17 protein-coding genes and 1 pseudogene are annotated in these 16,186 nt (G+C 43.1%); 5 read left to right on the top strand and 13 right to left on the bottom strand.

Annotated features, from left to right (window positions below):
* Positions 1–148: 148 nt before the first annotated feature.
* Complete coding sequence (locus F6K23_RS02830; protein WP_293150325.1) at positions 149–1,087, top strand: glycosyltransferase family 2 protein; 939 nt, start codon at positions 149–151, stop codon at positions 1,085–1,087.
* A gap of 643 nt (positions 1,088–1,730) precedes the next feature.
* Here F6K23_RS02830 and F6K23_RS02825 read toward each other — a convergent pair.
* The 4 genes from F6K23_RS02825 to F6K23_RS02810 all read right to left on the bottom strand — a co-directional run bounded on the left by F6K23_RS02825 (position 1,731) and on the right by F6K23_RS02810 (position 5,358).
* The gene (locus tag F6K23_RS02825) at positions 1,731–2,534 is read right to left on the bottom strand and encodes a Uma2 family endonuclease (protein ID WP_293150323.1); all 804 of its coding nucleotides are present in this window, start codon (positions 2,532–2,534) and stop codon (positions 1,731–1,733) included.
* Between the two features lie 518 nt (positions 2,535–3,052).
* Positions 3,053–3,199, bottom strand: a complete 147-nt coding sequence (locus tag F6K23_RS02820; RefSeq protein WP_293150321.1) for a hypothetical protein — start codon at positions 3,197–3,199, stop codon at positions 3,053–3,055.
* A gap of 6 nt (positions 3,200–3,205) precedes the next feature.
* Positions 3,206–4,393: a hypothetical protein gene (locus F6K23_RS02815; RefSeq protein WP_293150319.1), complete on the bottom strand. Its 1,188-nt coding sequence runs from the start codon at positions 4,391–4,393 to the stop codon at positions 3,206–3,208.
* Positions 4,394–5,088: 695 nt separating this feature from the next.
* Positions 5,089–5,358, bottom strand: a complete 270-nt coding sequence (locus F6K23_RS02810; RefSeq protein ID WP_293150317.1) for a hypothetical protein — start codon at positions 5,356–5,358, stop codon at positions 5,089–5,091.
* A 161-nt stretch (positions 5,359–5,519) separates the two neighbouring features.
* Between F6K23_RS02810 and F6K23_RS02805 the strand changes: the two genes are divergently transcribed.
* Positions 5,520–6,737: a glutathione S-transferase family protein gene (locus tag F6K23_RS02805; protein ID WP_293150315.1), complete on the top strand. Its 1,218-nt coding sequence runs from the start codon at positions 5,520–5,522 to the stop codon at positions 6,735–6,737.
* Between the two features lie 344 nt (positions 6,738–7,081).
* On the opposite strand, the gene F6K23_RS02800 is transcribed toward F6K23_RS02805, so the two are convergent.
* Positions 7,082–7,690, bottom strand: a complete 609-nt coding sequence (locus F6K23_RS02800; protein ID WP_293150313.1) for a hypothetical protein — start codon at positions 7,688–7,690, stop codon at positions 7,082–7,084.
* A 283-nt stretch (positions 7,691–7,973) separates the two neighbouring features.
* Here F6K23_RS02800 and F6K23_RS02795 point away from each other — a divergent pair, with 283 nt between their 5' ends.
* Positions 7,974–8,159 carry a hypothetical protein gene (locus tag F6K23_RS02795; protein ID WP_293150311.1) on the top strand — a complete coding sequence of 62 codons (186 nt, stop codon included), beginning with the start codon at positions 7,974–7,976 and terminating at the stop codon, positions 8,157–8,159.
* 720 nt (positions 8,160–8,879) lie between these two features.
* Here the strand turns inward: F6K23_RS02795 and F6K23_RS02790 are convergent.
* The 4 genes and pseudogenes from F6K23_RS02790 to F6K23_RS41405 all read right to left on the bottom strand — a co-directional run bounded on the left by F6K23_RS02790 (position 8,880) and on the right by F6K23_RS41405 (position 10,980).
* Positions 8,880–9,476: a Uma2 family endonuclease gene (locus F6K23_RS02790; RefSeq protein WP_293150309.1), complete on the bottom strand. Its 597-nt coding sequence runs from the start codon at positions 9,474–9,476 to the stop codon at positions 8,880–8,882.
* Between the two features lie 94 nt (positions 9,477–9,570).
* Positions 9,571–9,769 (bottom strand): annotated as a pseudogene (locus F6K23_RS02785) (DUF433 domain-containing protein).
* A gap of 277 nt (positions 9,770–10,046) precedes the next feature.
* Positions 10,047–10,607, bottom strand: coding sequence for a hypothetical protein (locus F6K23_RS02780; RefSeq protein WP_293150307.1), 561 nt, complete (start codon positions 10,605–10,607; stop codon positions 10,047–10,049).
* Positions 10,608–10,686: 79 nt separating this feature from the next.
* Positions 10,687–10,980 (bottom strand): VWA-like domain-containing protein, encoded by a 294-nt coding sequence (locus tag F6K23_RS41405; RefSeq protein ID WP_367267608.1) that lies wholly within the window; start codon positions 10,978–10,980, stop codon positions 10,687–10,689.
* A 35-nt stretch (positions 10,981–11,015) separates the two neighbouring features.
* Between F6K23_RS41405 and F6K23_RS02775 the strand changes: the two genes are divergently transcribed.
* On the top strand, positions 11,016–11,273 hold the full coding sequence (locus tag F6K23_RS02775) for a type II toxin-antitoxin system HicA family toxin (RefSeq protein ID WP_293150305.1): 258 nt from the start codon (positions 11,016–11,018) through the stop codon (positions 11,271–11,273).
* Complete coding sequence (locus tag F6K23_RS02770) at positions 11,260–11,487, top strand: type II toxin-antitoxin system HicB family antitoxin (protein ID WP_293150303.1); 228 nt, start codon at positions 11,260–11,262, stop codon at positions 11,485–11,487. Before F6K23_RS02775 ends, F6K23_RS02770 begins: the two co-directional genes overlap by 14 nt.
* A 7-nt stretch (positions 11,488–11,494) precedes the next feature.
* On the opposite strand, the gene F6K23_RS02765 is transcribed toward F6K23_RS02770, so the two are convergent.
* The 4 genes from F6K23_RS02765 to F6K23_RS02750 all read right to left on the bottom strand — a co-directional run bounded on the left by F6K23_RS02765 (position 11,495) and on the right by F6K23_RS02750 (position 15,866).
* Complete coding sequence (locus F6K23_RS02765; protein WP_293150301.1) at positions 11,495–12,793, bottom strand: VWA-like domain-containing protein; 1,299 nt, start codon at positions 12,791–12,793, stop codon at positions 11,495–11,497.
* 187 nt (positions 12,794–12,980) lie between these two features.
* Positions 12,981–13,601 (bottom strand): Uma2 family endonuclease, encoded by a 621-nt coding sequence (locus F6K23_RS02760; protein ID WP_293150299.1) that lies wholly within the window; start codon positions 13,599–13,601, stop codon positions 12,981–12,983.
* A gap of 127 nt (positions 13,602–13,728) precedes the next feature.
* On the bottom strand, positions 13,729–14,814 hold the full coding sequence (locus F6K23_RS02755; protein WP_293150297.1) for an AAA family ATPase: 1,086 nt from the start codon (positions 14,812–14,814) through the stop codon (positions 13,729–13,731).
* A 521-nt stretch (positions 14,815–15,335) separates the two neighbouring features.
* Complete coding sequence (locus F6K23_RS02750; RefSeq protein ID WP_293150295.1) at positions 15,336–15,866, bottom strand: hypothetical protein; 531 nt, start codon at positions 15,864–15,866, stop codon at positions 15,336–15,338.
* Positions 15,867–16,186: the final 320 nt, after the last annotated feature.

The following is a 16,186-nucleotide window of genomic DNA, read 5'->3' as shown; positions in this document are numbered from 1 at the left end:
CCCTCTTTCTTTTTTTAGGAACAGGACTTACGCACGAACACTAAATCAAGAGGGCGAATGCCATTCGCCCCTACAGATGAGGAAATTATTATTTCTTCCCCCTTCCCCTTTCCTTCTTCCTTATTCCTTCTTCCCTCTTCCTTCTTGTATGAAATATTCTATAGTAATTCCTATTTATAATGAAGAGAAAAATATCCCAGAATTATATCGGCGTATGAGTGCCATTCTGAATAGAATGGATGGAGATGTAGAATTAATTTTAATTAATGATGGGAGTCGCGATCGCTCTCTACAAATACTCCGAGAATTACATCAACAAGATACTCGAATTTGTTATTTAAGTTTTGCCCGTAATTTCGGACATCAAATTGCTGTTACTGCTGGTTTAAATTTTGCTAGGGGGAAAGTTATTATAGTTTTAGACGGAGATTTGCAAGACCCACCAGAATTAATTCCAGACTTAATTGAAAAGTGGCGACAGGGTTATCAAGTTGTCTATGCTCAACGCACAAAAAGACATCAAGAAAGTTGGTTAAAAAAGTTGCCTGCTTTTCTATATTATCGGATTTTAAAACATTTAGCAGATGTGGAAATTCCCATTGATACAGGAGATTTTTGTTTAATGGATAGATGTGTGGTGGATGTGTTGAATAAAATGCCAGAAACTAATCGTTATATTCGAGGTTTAAGAGCATGGGTTGGTTTTAAACAAACGGCAATTAAATTTGAGCGCGAACCTCGTTTTGCTGGTGATATTCAATATACTTTTGCCAAGTCTTTAGCTTTAGCAATTAATGGTTTAGTCTCTTTTTCTAAAGTACCTTTACGACTATCTACTTATGTAGGATTATTTGCTGCTTGTGTTGCTTTATTGATGGCTTGTTTAGTTTTATATTGGCGAATTTTTTATCCAGATTCACCATTAACTGGTTTGGCAACAATTATCATGGCAATATTCTTTTTAGGAGCAGTACAATTAGTAAGTATTGGAATTTTAGGAGAATATATCGGACGTATTTATGAAGAAGTAAAAGGTAGACCTCTTTATACTTTATCTGAAGTGGCAGGATTTGAGGATAAGAATTAATACCAGTTTGATAAATCTTTGCTACAAATATTTAGATTACTGTTTAGGAGTCAGGAGACAGGAGTCAGGAGTCGTATGGGAATGGGTTTTATACCATTTATTATGTAGTAATTTATCTTTTTCCTCCAATAGATATTTCCTACAAATTATTTTAATACTGCTTATTATCTGTAACGTTCTTTTTTCAAATTGGTATAATACCATATTTTTTTGAGTAGGGGAGTAGGGGAGTAGGGGAGTAGGGGAGTAGGGAACCCACCCCTAACCCCTCCGGTGGAGGGGAAAATAGAAAGATTTACTGTTTAAGCAAGAGGATAAGTTTTTTCCAGATTGCTCTTATCCGGACATGATATGATTGACTAATATAGAATCCGGTTATATAGTATATGTTCATTATTCAATATCCCCATCTCCCCATCTCCCCATCTCCCCCAACAATACAATTAAGTATTCAACTGGATTTGATATTACTCGTTACTCGTTACTCGTTACTCGTTACTCGTTACTCGTTACTCGTTACTCGTTACTCGTTACTCGTTACTCCTTACTCCTTACTCCTCAGTAATACGATAACTAATTACCCGGATTCTATATAATTGAGGTTGAGTAGGGTACTGCCTCACCCAACCTACAAAAAAACTATTTAACTCAACTTGTCAGGATCGATACCCAACTCTCGCAGTTTTGCTGCCAAGCGATCTTTTTGTTGTTTAGCTGCTGCTAACTCCTCTTTAGCTACTGCTGCCTCTTGTTCCGCCTCGGTAGCTCGTTGCTTGGCCTCCTCTTCTGGAGTCAGTATCAAATCTCCTTCCAAGGTCATCCACCGCAACCAGAGTCTATCTATCTTATTGTAACTACCCTGCCACAAACCCAGACTAAGTTCTACCCTCGGAAGCAACAAACGTCCCTGACTCAACTCTGTCCTTTGGTAGCGATCGCCCACTAAATGAAACGCCTGTATTTGATTAGTATAGCGACTGAACGTCACATAATAAGGTACTCGCAGAATGCTCTCATAAACTTCCCATTTAGTAGGAGGTTTTCCCTGTTCTACTATTGTCTCTCCTAAATCTTCATCTTCTGTACCCGGAGATAATAACTCGACCACCACCAATGGGTTAACTCCTTCTTGCCAAACTACATAACTCAAGCGCATATCCCGTTGTTCGTACAACCTGGGTACTCCCACAACTGCAAACCAGTCTGGGCGTTTGTACCATTTAGGATGTTTGACATCGTAGTAGAGATTCATATCGGCGCCACAAAACAAGAGATCGGGATCTTTGTTAGGTGGTTGAAAAGTTTGACGCAAAAGTTCAGGTTGAAAGTTGTGAAATTCGTCTGGCAAACCAGGTTCTGTAGGGTCTTCGCTTGGTAAGTCGTACATGGTAGGCAAAGTTTCCTTTGCTGGAAGTGGTGGTTCATATTGAACGGATATATTAGTCATATTATTGCTTTCGACATAGTTTTTATAGTTTTAAAAGTTACCAAAAAATAAGGTCTCAATCCTTCCCTTGGCTGCGCCGCGAGCTGTCGCTCTACAAGGGGATGAACAAAAATAAACTTCAGTATTTCAATCCCAATCGTTTCCTAGGTCATGCTGCGCAAACAGCCAGAGGTACTGTTAACGCAGTTCCTCCGGAGGAGGCTAACTGAAATGACCCTATCTGCGCGCACTTTTTCCCATGCTTACAGAGTAACACAGTATTTTGATAAATGCGAATCAAATCTTACTTTTGACTTTTGACTTTTAACTCCTCAAGGGAATGGTGGCGGAGAGCATCCATTTATTGATAGATTGCTCTCCTGCTAGCTCACCCTAAACGAGCGGCAATCGCTCATTACTACAAAATCGGATCATCGAACTTGAAGAAAATTATTGTGTTTAGGATAAGTGGTGAGAGGGAAGCGGTTTGTCATATCATGTCCGAAGGCAATCGTTTGTGTAAACCCAAGGGTGAATATCTACAGGGAATTTAGATTTTTTTCTGGCTCAATAGCCTTCCTCCCTCTTCTTTCCTCTTCCCTCTTCCTTCTTCCTTCTTCCTTCTTCCTTCTTCCTTCTTCCTTACCTTTGCTATACAATACCGATGCTACCGGACATGATATCACTCATTTTTAGAGAACTGACTGAAGTATACGTGCTAACAAACGAATTCCGTCAGAACTTTTCATATTTTCCCAGGAAGGTGCCCAACCTTCAGATGCGGTCATTAAAGATTCATCAAGTTCTGGGTGAAACTGGGTAGTTAGTGCTTTCCGGCCGTTATCCCAATAAATACCGGTTGCTGCAACCTCACATAGCGGATCGCCAGTTTGAGTATGTGTTGAAGCTAAAATTTCGACACCAATGGGTGCAGTCATTAGGCTTTGTAGGTCTAGTGTCGAGGCGGCTTCAAGGCTGTAAGCAGTTATTGCATGGTTAATTTCCTGATAGGCCCAACATACGAAGCGTATTGATTCTTCTGATACTTCGTTGCCATGAAATGCCTGAATGTGCAGATCGTTCTCGTACTGGAGTGCTACATCAATGATGGCATCAAAACGTTTTGCTACTACACGATATGTCTCCGTGATTTCAGTCGGAACATGAGGAATCTCAATATCCCGGTAGGGGTATAAACGTGTATTAGAATGGCTAATTGCTTCATTCTTAGCAACGGCAAACGACTCATCGTTCCAAGATTGGGCGACAGTACCATAACTCTTTTCAACCTTTAGGCGATTTGCAACCTCGGTAATACGACGACTGACAGCAACAAACGCTGACTGTTTGGATTTTTCTAGACGATCCACAGATTCACGGATTAATTCTACATGAGCCTGCGCCGTAAGCTGATGAGAGAGACAAATGCCAATGAAAGGCACCTGTTTTAAGAGGAATTCAACAATCAGTTGTGTAGCATCTGAACGAGGAAATGCTTGCGAAAAAGTATCTTTTACATGAACATCTGGTTCGCCACCTTCCAATACTATAAGTTTTGCTACGCTTGCCAGGGAAGCAAAGCGCTTTAGGTCAGAAATACCATGCTTCCAAGCGGGCACAATAAGGGTGGGTAAACCCAGGATCTGATCGACAATATAGGCCACGTTCTGTGATGCAATGACGCCAACCTTATCCTTCGGTCGTTCGCCAACATGCTCCCAGGGTTCAATAACTACAACACTTTCTGCAATTTCTCCAGGATCGACCAGAGAAAGATCGTCTACATGACGACCCCAGGTAGGACTACGGTCACCGAGAGGATTTGGTGTATTACGTTCAGCGAGAAAAGCATCAATTAAAACTTGACTAGATTTAGACATTTATAGTGCCTCTGATTTTATTAGGACTTATATTTTACAATTTTTCTGAGTGCAGCCTTAATTCCTTAACAAAAAAATTAGAAGGTTTTAGAGCGGTAATTTCAATAAAGTCTTCTTCCAAATACTTGATAGTTATACTCTTGTTGAACTTGAGCAATAGTTTTATAATCACTAATATCATGTTCGGTTAAATACTTATAAATAATTGTTGTGAGGAGTCAGGAGTCAGGAGTCAGGACTCAGGAGGGAACAAAGGAGGAATGCATAGGAAATATTGGATAATAGTATTGATAATTTCAGTATTTCTTTGGTACTGTCGGTACTGTCAGTCCTTAAATTTTATTATAACTGACCCGTCCGAACATGATATAAAAGCCATGAATAACTTCTATCTCTCTTTTGTCACTTTCCGGTTTCTGCTATTATTAGGAAATTCGGCGTTGGTGAAGCGCGTGTATGATATTAATCTTAATTATTTAGGAGTCAGTAGGGGCGATTCGCGAATCGCCCGTACAGGAGTCAGGAGGGAAGAAAGAAGAAGAAAGAGTAGTAGAAGGAGAAAGTTTTTTGTTCGCGCTCTTATCCGAGCAGGATATCATACCTCAAATCACCAACGCCGGAAATTCTAGAGCCAAGCTATACTCGATGATATAGAGTGTTGAGACCGCGACACAATTATGCGTCCAGACAGAATTCTAGCACTTCGGAGATTTCTCCACCATCTCGGGGTTTGGTATCGTGAGAGCAGCAGTCAATTCGTCGGGTGCGTTAGGCCAGTCCTGCCAAGGTAGCAAACTGGACAAGAAAAAAAACCGAGTTGAATTCAAATCTGTTTCCCTTTTGCTTGACAATAGAAAACTTATCGTTCCGAAAATTTTATCTAAATCGGTAATAGTAATTCTCAACTTGCTTTTTGTGAATTCATTACCTACTAATTTTCCAAATTGCCATAATTCTCCATCCATTACTATCCCATATACAGAAAGTTCCTCGGCTTTATTTGATTTTTGGGCGAAAGTGTGAATAATCCCATGGTTTCCTATAGTTCTCAAGCTGCTAACCGTCAGACTCCGAATCGGATAAATGAAGTTGTGATAAAATTGAACATTATTTTCTGGAGTAACTTATGATATCGACCAAATCTTTGCCTTTGAGTTGGGAAGAACTACAACAACTCGCCACATTTGAGCGAGATACGGTGAACGGACTAACCAATTCCCAAGCGAGATTGCGGCTGTTTGGACAAGCAGAATCAGATGTGCGAGTTACTCTTTATCGCGATCATCATGCTTGGTGCCCTTATTGCCAAAAAGTGTGGCTGTGGTTAGAGGAAAAGCAGATTCCGTACCGTATTGAGAAAGTCACTATGTTCTGTTATGGAACCAAAGAAAAGTGGTATAAGCAAAAGGTGCGTTCGGGAATGCTTCCGGCGGTAGAACTTGACGGTCAGTTAATTACAGAAAGTGATGATATCTTATTAGCATTAGAAAAGGCATTTGGCCCATTAAACCAAGTAGGAATGGGCGATCGCCAAGCGCTGCCTCTGCGCCAGCTAGAACGCCTACTCTTTCGTGGTTGGTGTACTTGGTTGTGCTACCCCACGCGATCGCAAAGGGACGACCAACGCAGTCGAGAGCAATTTACCTCCATCGTGGCTCAAGTTGAAGCTGCTCTGGCCAATACTCCAGGACCTTATTTTCTGGAAGAATTTGGTATAGTTGATTTGGTTTTTACTCCTTATGTCGAGCGGATGAATGCTAGCCTCTACTATTACAAAGGCTATTCATTGCGGGAAGAAAACCCAAAGTTCTCTGATTGGTTTGATGCTATGGAAACCCGATCCACCTATCGAGGGACACAAAGCGATTTTCATACCCATGCCCACGATTTACCACCGCAAATGGGCGGATGTTATCCTAACCAAGAATCTCAAACTGAGATTAATCAAAAACGTGTCGATTGCGGTCCTTGGTTCGGATTACCAGATGTGATGTATCCAGAACCGGAAACGTCTCGAACAGAAGCTCTGCACCGGGTGATAAAGCATCGTCATAATATCATTCGCGTTAATCCAGCCGACGATCACCTTTTTGATGAAGCCTTGCGTTGCGCTCTGACTTACATGATAACAGGAGAAGTCTGTCCGCCACCATCTGCTTCCGATCCAGCCCTGCGCTACCTGCGCGATCGCATTAGTGTACCGAGAGATATGTCCATCTATGCTGCTAAACGACTGAGAGAAGCATTAGAAACCACGGCAGCACTATCTGGCGATCGCCAAGGAATACCCATTCCGGTGCGCGATCGGCGCGATCAAAATCCAGCTAATTTCACCCAAATTTAACAATGGAGTGGGAATTCCCCTCTTCAAATATTTGATTGTAGAGGGGCTATTCAGTTATCAGTTATCAGTTATCAGTTATCAGTTATATTATGTTCGGATAAACACTAACTATAAAGTCATTGCGACTGGAACGCAGTGGAAGGAAGCAATCTCAGAGGTTTGAGATCTCTCTTCCATCTATACCCTAATCATAACTATTCAACCGAACATGATATTATTGGCGAACCCAGAAACCCGGTTTCTCGTAGATGTTTATTGTCAAAAACAATGATTTACTATAGAAACCGGGTTTCTTTACGTAAGTGCTATTAAACTTTGGTGTTGAAGGCAAGAAAAAAACGAATTTAATTCAAATCTGCTTCTCTTTTGCTTGACAATAAAAAACTTATCGTTCCGAAAATTTTATCTAAATCGGTAATAGTAATTCTCAACTTGCTTTTTGTGAATTCATTACCTACTAATTTTCCAAATTGCCATAATTCTCCATCCGTTACTATCCCATACACAGGAAGTTCCTCGGCTTTATTTAATTTTTGCACGGCAATCAACTCAGCTAGACATTGCCCCCATCCCTCGCTAAAATCATTCTTTTTTGCTTCAACAACAACGACGATTGGAAAACCCAAAACAGTTTTACCTAATTCTGATTTGGTTGAGAACAAGTAATCAGGCGCTCCATTTAGTTTAGTATTGTATGTTATGAACTTGTGGCTCCAAAGAGTATATTTATCAGTAAAATCTTTATAAACTTCTCTTAAAATTGGATAAATAATACTTTCGCATCTTGATGATTCAGATGTGTATATATCCATATTCTGTTCGCTGAATTTCAATTCCTTAACAAACAGATCGGAAGGTTTTAAATCGGTAATTTCAATAAAGTCTGCTTCCAAATACTTGATATTATACTCTTCTTGAACTTGAGCAATAGTTTTATAATCACTAAAAGCCATGAATAACCCCTATTTTATCAGGACTAACGCAGAACCACCATATTTGGTAGGGGCAAATGGCATTTGCCCTCTACAGATAGCATATTATTTCATAATTTGCATAATATCATGTCCGCTTAATTAGGGATAAAAAAATTTTTCCTTGTAATACCCTATTTTTATTCCTCTTCTCCGCTCTAACTCCTATACGGGCGTTTTGCTGCGCAACATATAAAGCGCAGCTTTGCGTTAGCAAATGCCATTTGCTTCGCATAACTATCGTTAACGCCCCTAAGACTCCCTAATGGCTTTGTTGCATGACAGTAGCGATAGAACATCTCCATTCCGCAGTTATATCGCTGTCTTGAGATTGATGTTCTATTGGACAATAGTTATTGCTGTGCTAATTCGCGATCGCTCTGTGGAGATTGATGTTCTATTGGACAATAGTTATTGCTGTGCTAATTCGCGATCGCTCTGTGGAGATTGATGTTCTATTGGACAATAGTTATTGCTTTGGTAATTGGCGATCGCTCTGTGGAGATTGATGTTCTATTGGACAATAGTTATTGCTCTGGTAATTGACGATCGCTCTGTGGAGATTAATGATCTATTGGACAATAGTTATTGCTCTGGTAATTGACGATCGCTCTGTGGAGATTAATGATCTATTGGACAATAGTTATTGCTCTGGTAATTGGCGATCGCTGTCTTGAGATTGATGTTCTATTGGACAATAGTTATTGCTCTGGTAATTGGCGATCGCTGTCTTGAGATTGATGTTCTATTGGACAATAGTTATTGCTCTGGTAATTGACGATCGCTGTCTTGAGATTGATGTTCTATTGGACAATAGTTATTGCTCTGCTAATTCACGATCGCTCTGTTGAGATTGATGATCTATTGGACAATAGTTATTGCTCTGCTAATTCACGATCGCTCTGTTGAGATTGATGATCTATTGGACAATAGTTATTGCTCTGGTAATTGGCGATCGCTCTGTTGAGATTGATGTTCTATTGATCTATTGGACAATAGTTATATCAAATCCGTTGGCTTCGGAGTAATATAATTCTGTCGTCGTCTTACAATGCTTAAGGGCGAATGCCATTCGCCCCTACAATATAGACTCTTACCTTTGAATACTGAAACGCTGTAGTGTCATCACACTACCTTCACCCCCCCAATAGATTTATGCTGATAAGCAGTGCTACCTTTTTTCACCCCCTTCATCCTCCAACTCTAAAAAAACATCTTCATAAATAGCATTTAGGGATAACGTGATTCCCAAACTCATCAACTCAATCGTATCACCTTCACTGTAAGGAATGAATCGCCACTCTCCAACAGCATCCCGCCGAAAAATCTCAACCGTTTTGGTTTCAGAACTCACTAAAACATATTCTTGTAGGGTTGAGAGACGACGGTACAGGGCGAACTTACCACCGCGGTCGTAAGCCTCCGTACTCGGAGAAAGCACCTCAATAATGACACAGGGATAGCGGATGAATTGTCGGGCGGTACGATCGCGCTCATCGCAGCTAATACTAAGGTCTGGATAGGTAAACGGTCCTTCGTCAGTAATGCCCACCTTGGCATCAGAGTTACGCACCTTGCAGCGCCCCCGAAACAGTTCTCGTAACAGGGTTGCCAAATTTAGGGCAATGTCTGCATGGGGCAACGTTCCCCCTGCCATCGCAAACACTTCCCCATTAAAATATTCGTAGCGTAGTGGTTGTTGGACTTCCCATTCCAAATATTCCTGTGGTGTTAAGCGGGGGACAAATCTGGCAGTATCTTGCTTCATGGCATATTACCCAAACAATATGTTTATATTTTAGGCGATAGATTTTCATCAAAAAGTAATTTCATCGGGATAATGGAGCAGTCATAAACCGACGCTAGCGGTCAACAGCATAAGCAATGCAGGCTTTTAAATCTTCTCGCGTCAGATCGGGAAAATCGCCCTTGAATTTCTGCTTCAGTCATCTCGGAAGCTAGGTACTCAAGGACTTCATAGACTGTCATAGGCAAGCCACGGACGCAAGGCTTACCACCACGTTTTTCAGGCTCAATTGTAATGATGTCTCGGTAGTTCATAAACTGGCATAAGGGAAAAATGTTTACTTAGCATTATATCAAAAACTTTTGCTGTTCGCAGACAGAGAAGACTTAAGCGATCTTATTGGCAAACTCATTGCTGTATTCCCGCTCTAGAAAGTGCTTGAGCTTTAATGTCTTCCCAAGAGACCACCGATTGAGGATTAATTTGACGATCCGCGAGACGACGGGATAGTTCTTGCTGCTGTACTTCATATCACTATGCTGATGCTAACGCACCCTACACGATCTAACTTCTTGCTGTCTAACGAAAGTTTTATTCTTCAATACGCTGAAAAAATACACTGAAACCGTCACGCTGATCGGGATATTCAAGCAGTCCTGTTGCTGTTCTAGAGCTTATACATTCACCTCCACCTATCAATCTTGTACCTGAAACACCATCCTTTGAAACATCATAGTAATTATCAAACTTCCATTCATCATTTTCATAGCTAATTTGAAAACTTACAGGATTGGGAAAACGGCGAGGATATTGAGTTCCTGGTGGTAGAAGTACCCTGCTTATATCTGTGTCTCCAGGGTATGGATGATCGAGAAGATACACTTCTCCTGTTACTACTCCAGGTCTTTTTTCATCTAATTTTTCGACTAACCCCAATTGTACGTGTGCACCATCTCCATGACGATATTTGTATTCAATTTTTTGACCTTGCCTGAATAAAAGTTTACAATTTTCTTTCGGACAATATCGGTTAACAATTGGAATTGAGCATCTGATATCTGGTATCAATAAAGCAACAATAGCAACAATAAGACTAGCGCCTCCGATCGCCAAACCTATATTTTCTTTATTCCAATTAAATCCACTTCGCATAAATTTTATCTCTGTAGCAGAACATTTAAGAGAAGCACCTTGCCCCATACTAAGGAGCATAACCATCAATGACTGGCATCTATCTGGCGGAACGTTTGAGATAAGCCCCCTGCCCCAGATGCTCCAGCTTCGGATCACAACTCCGGTAATGCGCCTCGCTGACAAACAACCACAGAATGCAAGTCCGCCGATTCTGGGGCGGTGCGGGACAAGGAGCATAACCATCCGTGTAAATAATTAGACCATCATAATCCCGGTGTTCCTCCAGATACGCCAGCACTGGGCCAAAATCTGTCCCGCCTCGTCCCGTTAACTGGACTTCCCGCCGGGCCCGACGGAAGGTCATCACATCGGTTGTAATCTTAGCATCAATTAGGATATATTTATGATAAGGAAGAAAATTAGGATTTGCGATCGGGAAATACTAATGCCAAGAAAAGGGAGCTAAAAGCACAAATTGCTCGTGAAGGCTTTGTTTATTTGCCCAAACGCGGTAAAGGGAGTCACGAACGATGGAAACATCCTTTACTCAAAAAAACTTTAACGATTCCGGGAAAAGATGGTGGAGATGTTCCCCCTTATTTAGAAAAACAAGTAACACAGTTATTAGCGGAATTAGCTGAAATCAAAACACAACAGGAGGACAAACAAGATGAGTCAATATAGTATGCTCGTTCAATGGTCTGAGGAGGATGAGCTTTTTTTAGTGACCATTCCAGAGTTTGCTGATCGCGTTTTCATGCCTTGCACTCATGGGAAAACTCGCGGGGAAGCAATTCAGAATGGGGAAGAGGTTATTGATATGTATTTGGAAGCGTGGGAGGTTGAAGGAGAATCGATTCCTCAACCCAGTACGCTGAAAAGTGTTGTCAAACACTAGCAGGCTCTCATTGTGTAGCATTAACTTTCAGATAAGCCCCTTGCCCCAGATGCTGTAGCTTGGGATAACAACTCCGATAATGCCCCTCGCTCACAAACAACCACATAATACGAGTCCGCCGATTCTGGGGCGGTGCAGGGCAAGGAGCATAACCATCGGTGTAAATAATCAAACCATCATAATCCCGATGTTCCTCCAGATACGCCAAAACCGGGTCAAAATTCGTCCCACCTCGTCCCGTTAACTGAACTTCCCTCTGGGCACGACGGAACGTCATCACATCGGTTGTAATCTCAGCATCAAATTGAATCACATCGATCGCGGGCACACCATAATTAAAAAAGCGATTCACTACCGAAAACCCCTGCCGTAACTCCTCTGTCCCCATCGAACCACTCACATCAATGGCAAACAGCAACCGGGTGGTAAAATCACGACGACTGCCCATATAAGCGAACCCATAACGGCGATTCGGTTTCATCCTGGTTAGCCGTCGCTGTTGGCTGAGGATAGACGTGCGAAACTTGCGCAAAACCGCCCGATAGTCCAGCTTGGGGTGCAGATTCGCCAAAATCTGTTCCCGCAACTTGCCCCCAATGCTGCCCCAACTGTCATTCGCTTGAGCCATTCTCACCAGCTCATCCAGGCGATCGCTCAACAATTCATCTCGATCCCACTGGTTAGTATTTTCAACACCGCTAAGGGTTGGGTCGGTATAGACCGAGAGGAGATCCGGGGAGCGATCGCTCGGTTCTGAAGTCGCCTCAGATTCCTCTGCCAATTCGGGTTCAAATAATTCAGATTGAGCAGAACCAGACGCTCCGGACCAAGGTGCAGCATCAACTTCCCCCGTTCCTCCTCCCGGCGCTCCAGAGACTGCCCCCTCCAGACTGGGGGACTCTTGGTCAAGCAGCTTGTGATAGTAGAACTCGAAGAATTGTAGATCGTAACTGCGATCGCCAAATACATCCCGGGCCCGAGGAAACGGCAGCTCGGTCTGCAAATATTCCTGGAGCGTTAAATTGCTGGCAGCATAGCTAATCGCTGAATGAGCTTGGCGACGACTGTAGGGGTGTTTCAGCAGAATCCGTAGAGCTTCAAAGCGCAGGGTGGCTTCCAGGTGGCGATCGCTCAACTCGTCAATAAACTCAGGATTGTACTCAATCCGGCCTCGTTGAATGCGAATGGTTTGAATGCGTGGCTCAGAGACCAAAGCGTGACTCGTCCAGGTAGCCAGCAACAGTGGCTCAACGAGCAGCCACTTTTCCACAATCCGAGCAATACGGTGACGGGCGATCGGTTTCATTCTCATATCGTATTTAATATTATATCCAGTTGAAGAGTTGTCATTACGAACGCAGCGACAGCGGAGTGAAGTAATCGCATCACTTGGCGATTGCTTTCCGTTCCGGAATGCTCCGCAAACGCTTCACTTCGTTCCGCTCGCAATGACATATTGTAACTGATTTACCGGACATTATATAATATAGTAATCAAATAGTTTTGGCAGCAAAAATCTCTGCGGCGCTCAGTTGCAATTCCGGGAAAGCCAAAGATTCAATCCTCTCGTTTCCCGTAAACAGTGTTACCTCATACTCCCCATCCACCAGTTGGTAAACAGAGAGAGTCGGTTGTTTGGGATTACCGATAAACCGCCGACCACCTAAACCCAGATAATCCACAATCCAGTATTCGGGTATACCCATCATTTCGTATTCCCAGACTTTTCTCAGATAATCATCTTGCCAGTTTGTACTGACAACTTCTATCGCCAGTCGCACAGAATCTCCCTTAGTAATAATTGATTCTTTTTGCCAACGGGTTTCCTCAGACAGTTGCGCTTTATTAAGGACAATAATATCAGGTTGGTAACCGGATTCGTCATGGATTGGTTTCAGCAAGCAATCGCCCGGAATTGCACAAGGTAATTCGTAACGCTTGATGTGAATTCCCAGTTTTCCGATTAAAAAACCGATAATGGCAGAATGTTCTCCAGTTCCTAAAGGTATTTTGACGATCGCTCCATTATGTAGTTCGTATTTATCAGTCGCGTCTTCCGGATACCAGTCAACAAATGCATCGAATGATACGGGTGTTGTTAAAGTTGCAATCATAGTTATTCAGCACGATAGATTAAGACAAAAAAGGATTGGGGTTAGGTTTGTCGGTGTATTGACAAATCGCTGGATGGGTGTTAAATGAAACTCCTACAAAATTAGCGTGGGAGAGGGATTTTCGGGTTCATACCTCGATCGCCTCCAAATACTCCGACAAGAAATCAATCATATCCATCGATTCAGCGATAAACCCCATGGCATCGCTAAATTTGGGGCTTTGAACCAGGGAGGAAAAATGAGCGATCGCTTCCTGTTGTTTAGCCTTACGGAGATACTGGAGATATTTTAACAGATTTTTGCGGGCATTATCTGCTTTTGTTTCGGGGCAATGCCCGGTATTCAGCCAGAGCAAGACCCGTTCGTTCAAACTGGCAAAGTCCTGAATTTCCATGTCTTTGAGCTGTCTGGAATACTTAGAATATTGCAACAGGAGTTGCTCAGGCCCCAGACCCCGTTGAGTAGCGATACTTTGACGAAAGGCTATACTAGCCCGACTCCCCACCATACCAGCAATCAGTTTGAAATGAATCTCCTCCAGCTTTGTATGGTTGCGAACAAAATCCGCAACTTTGACCCAAGCGCGGCGATCGGGGGTTTTGATGAGGCCAGCGGTGGCGATCGCTGCATCCGCATCTGGGTTGTCACCATCAAGATACTCCGGATGTTGTTGGATAAATGTCAGCACCCGTGCATCGATATCGTGTCCGGCCGCCCAAAGCAGCCAATCTTCCACCGTCGGCACAAACTCGTAGAGATTGAACCGCGATACCAGAGCCGGATCGAGTTCCGTCAGTTGATATTCTTCCCCCGCATTCACCGCAGCAATGACAATACTGCCAGGGGGGAGGGGTTTACCAGCCAAAGTTTTGTTGAGGGTCAGGTCTTGAACGGCCTGCAAAATTTCGGGGCGAGCCCGGTTAAGTTCGTCCAGAAAAAGCACCACCGGGCGATCGGGGTCAGGCCACCAGTAAGGGGGTAAAAAAACCGAACGGCCTGTTGTCTCATCTTTATGCAACAAGCCAATCAAATCCCCCGGATCGCTCATCTGACCCAAAAAGAAGGGGATTACGGGCAGTTTCTGACGCTGACGGTAGAAATGGCTAATAATTTCTGATTTGCCAATACCATGCTTGCCCACCAGGAGGATATTTTGCTCCGGTGGGGTCAGTTCCAGAACTTGATAAAGTTCGCGGGCATCAATACGAATCATTTTCTTGTACTTTTATCCTTCTAACTTTACAGCATTTTCCTCTGCTATGCAATACATCTCGATCCCCCTAAATCCCCCTTATAAAGTGGGACTTTCCTCGTTCCCCCCTTAGAAAGGGGGGCTAGGGAGGATCGCACTGTACCTTATGAGAGCGCCAAGTGCTGTAACTATAAATCCTGATGACGAATCATTTTCTTCTACCTTTATAGCATTTTCCTCTGCTATGCAATACATCTCGATCCCCCTAAATCCCCCTTATAAAGGGGGACTTTCCTCGTTCCCCCCTTAGAAAGGGGGGCTAGGGGGGATCGCACTGTACCTTATGAGAGCGCCAAGTGCTGTAACTATAAATCCTGATGACGAATCATTTTCTTCTACCTTTATAGCATTTTCCTCTGCTATGCAATACATCTCGATCACCCTAAATCCCCCTTATAAAGGGGGACTTTCCTCGTTCCCCCCTTAGAAAGGGGGGCTAGGGGGGATCGCACTGTACCTTATGAGAGCGCCAAGTGCTGTAACTATAAATCCTGATGACGAACCCAATCAGAACGGCCATAGCCCCGCTTGAGATGGGTTGTAAAGCGAACGCCACTGTTGTAAGTCTCGCGGAGAGCCTGAATAGCAGTGCGCAATTTTGGTAGCACCTCCTTGAACTGGTTAAAGGGAATCAAAATTGCAAAGTAGTCTTGGTCAGACAGACGAATAATCAGCTTGAGCTTAACAGTATCGACTTCGGTGGCAAAGTCAAATCCATCTTCCTTGGCAATTTTACGCACCTGAGCCAAGATAGCTTGCACTTTCAAGTCTTTCTGTTTTTGGCGCTTGGCAGCTTGTGCTTTTTGCTGCTCAACCCGCTGCAAAAATGCTTGGACTAGGGCAACTACCTCACCAATGTCTGAAACGGGGGCGGGCGATCGCTTGCTATTTAACTCTACCCAGAGCTGTTGCTCCGGAGTCCTGAACAAATGTAAATGGGTCTCATTTCGATACCAGCGATCGCTTGATTCTTCGAGGAGAACACAACAACAGAGGGTGTTGATGGGGGGCATGTCTCCGTTTGGCCCGGATAGAATATTATTGTAATGGTAACAGTTATCATTCCGCTTTGCGCCAGCGAGAGGCTCAACTCGCGCCAACAAGTCTTCCACCAGTTTTTTTGCCTGTTCGGGGTCAACGCTGAGGGGTTTTTCCCCCGAAATATTTTCCCGGAGGAGCTTTTGCAAACTTCGTGATGTGATGGACATAAGATAAACAACCTTCTTTAGCTAATATTTGATGACAACAGAAATCACAGCTGGTTTAAAACCTCTCCTTTTAAGGGGAAAAAAGCGGTCGAGGGATGATGCCATTCGGAGCGGCTCTGATAAGA

This window comes from Okeania sp. SIO2C9, from assembly GCF_010672455.1.
Lineage (GTDB): Bacteria > Cyanobacteriota > Cyanobacteriia > Cyanobacteriales > Microcoleaceae > Okeania.
This window is presented reverse-complemented; position numbering and strand designations above follow the sequence as displayed.

What these genes read in the sequence shown, in the direction of transcription:
- F6K23_RS02830 (WP_293150325.1), top strand. Translation starts at nt 149, where the DNA reads ATGAAATATTCTATAGTAATTCCTATTTATAATGAAGAGAAAAATATC.
- F6K23_RS02825 (WP_293150323.1), bottom strand. Translation starts at nt 2,534, where the DNA reads ATGACTAATATATCCGTTCAATATGAACCACCACTTCCAGCAAAGGAA.
- F6K23_RS02815 (WP_293150319.1), bottom strand. Translation starts at nt 4,393, where the DNA reads ATGTCTAAATCTAGTCAAGTTTTAATTGATGCTTTTCTCGCTGAACGT.
- F6K23_RS02810 (WP_293150317.1), bottom strand. Translation starts at nt 5,358, where the DNA reads ATGGATGGAGAATTATGGCAATTTGGAAAATTAGTAGGTAATGAATTC.
- F6K23_RS02805 (WP_293150315.1), top strand. Translation starts at nt 5,520, where the DNA reads ATGATATCGACCAAATCTTTGCCTTTGAGTTGGGAAGAACTACAACAA.
- F6K23_RS02800 (WP_293150313.1), bottom strand. Translation starts at nt 7,690, where the DNA reads ATGGCTTTTAGTGATTATAAAACTATTGCTCAAGTTCAAGAAGAGTAT.
- F6K23_RS02795 (WP_293150311.1), top strand. Translation starts at nt 7,974, where the DNA reads ATGGCTTTGTTGCATGACAGTAGCGATAGAACATCTCCATTCCGCAGT.
- F6K23_RS02790 (WP_293150309.1), bottom strand. Translation starts at nt 9,476, where the DNA reads ATGAAGCAAGATACTGCCAGATTTGTCCCCCGCTTAACACCACAGGAA.
- F6K23_RS02780 (WP_293150307.1), bottom strand. Translation starts at nt 10,607, where the DNA reads ATGCGAAGTGGATTTAATTGGAATAAAGAAAATATAGGTTTGGCGATC.
- F6K23_RS02770 (WP_293150303.1), top strand. Translation starts at nt 11,260, where the DNA reads ATGAGTCAATATAGTATGCTCGTTCAATGGTCTGAGGAGGATGAGCTT.
- F6K23_RS02765 (WP_293150301.1), bottom strand. Translation starts at nt 12,793, where the DNA reads ATGAAACCGATCGCCCGTCACCGTATTGCTCGGATTGTGGAAAAGTGG.
- F6K23_RS02760 (WP_293150299.1), bottom strand. Translation starts at nt 13,601, where the DNA reads ATGATTGCAACTTTAACAACACCCGTATCATTCGATGCATTTGTTGAC.
- F6K23_RS02755 (WP_293150297.1), bottom strand. Translation starts at nt 14,814, where the DNA reads ATGATTCGTATTGATGCCCGCGAACTTTATCAAGTTCTGGAACTGACC.
- F6K23_RS02750 (WP_293150295.1), bottom strand. Translation starts at nt 15,866, where the DNA reads ATGCCCCCCATCAACACCCTCTGTTGTTGTGTTCTCCTCGAAGAATCA.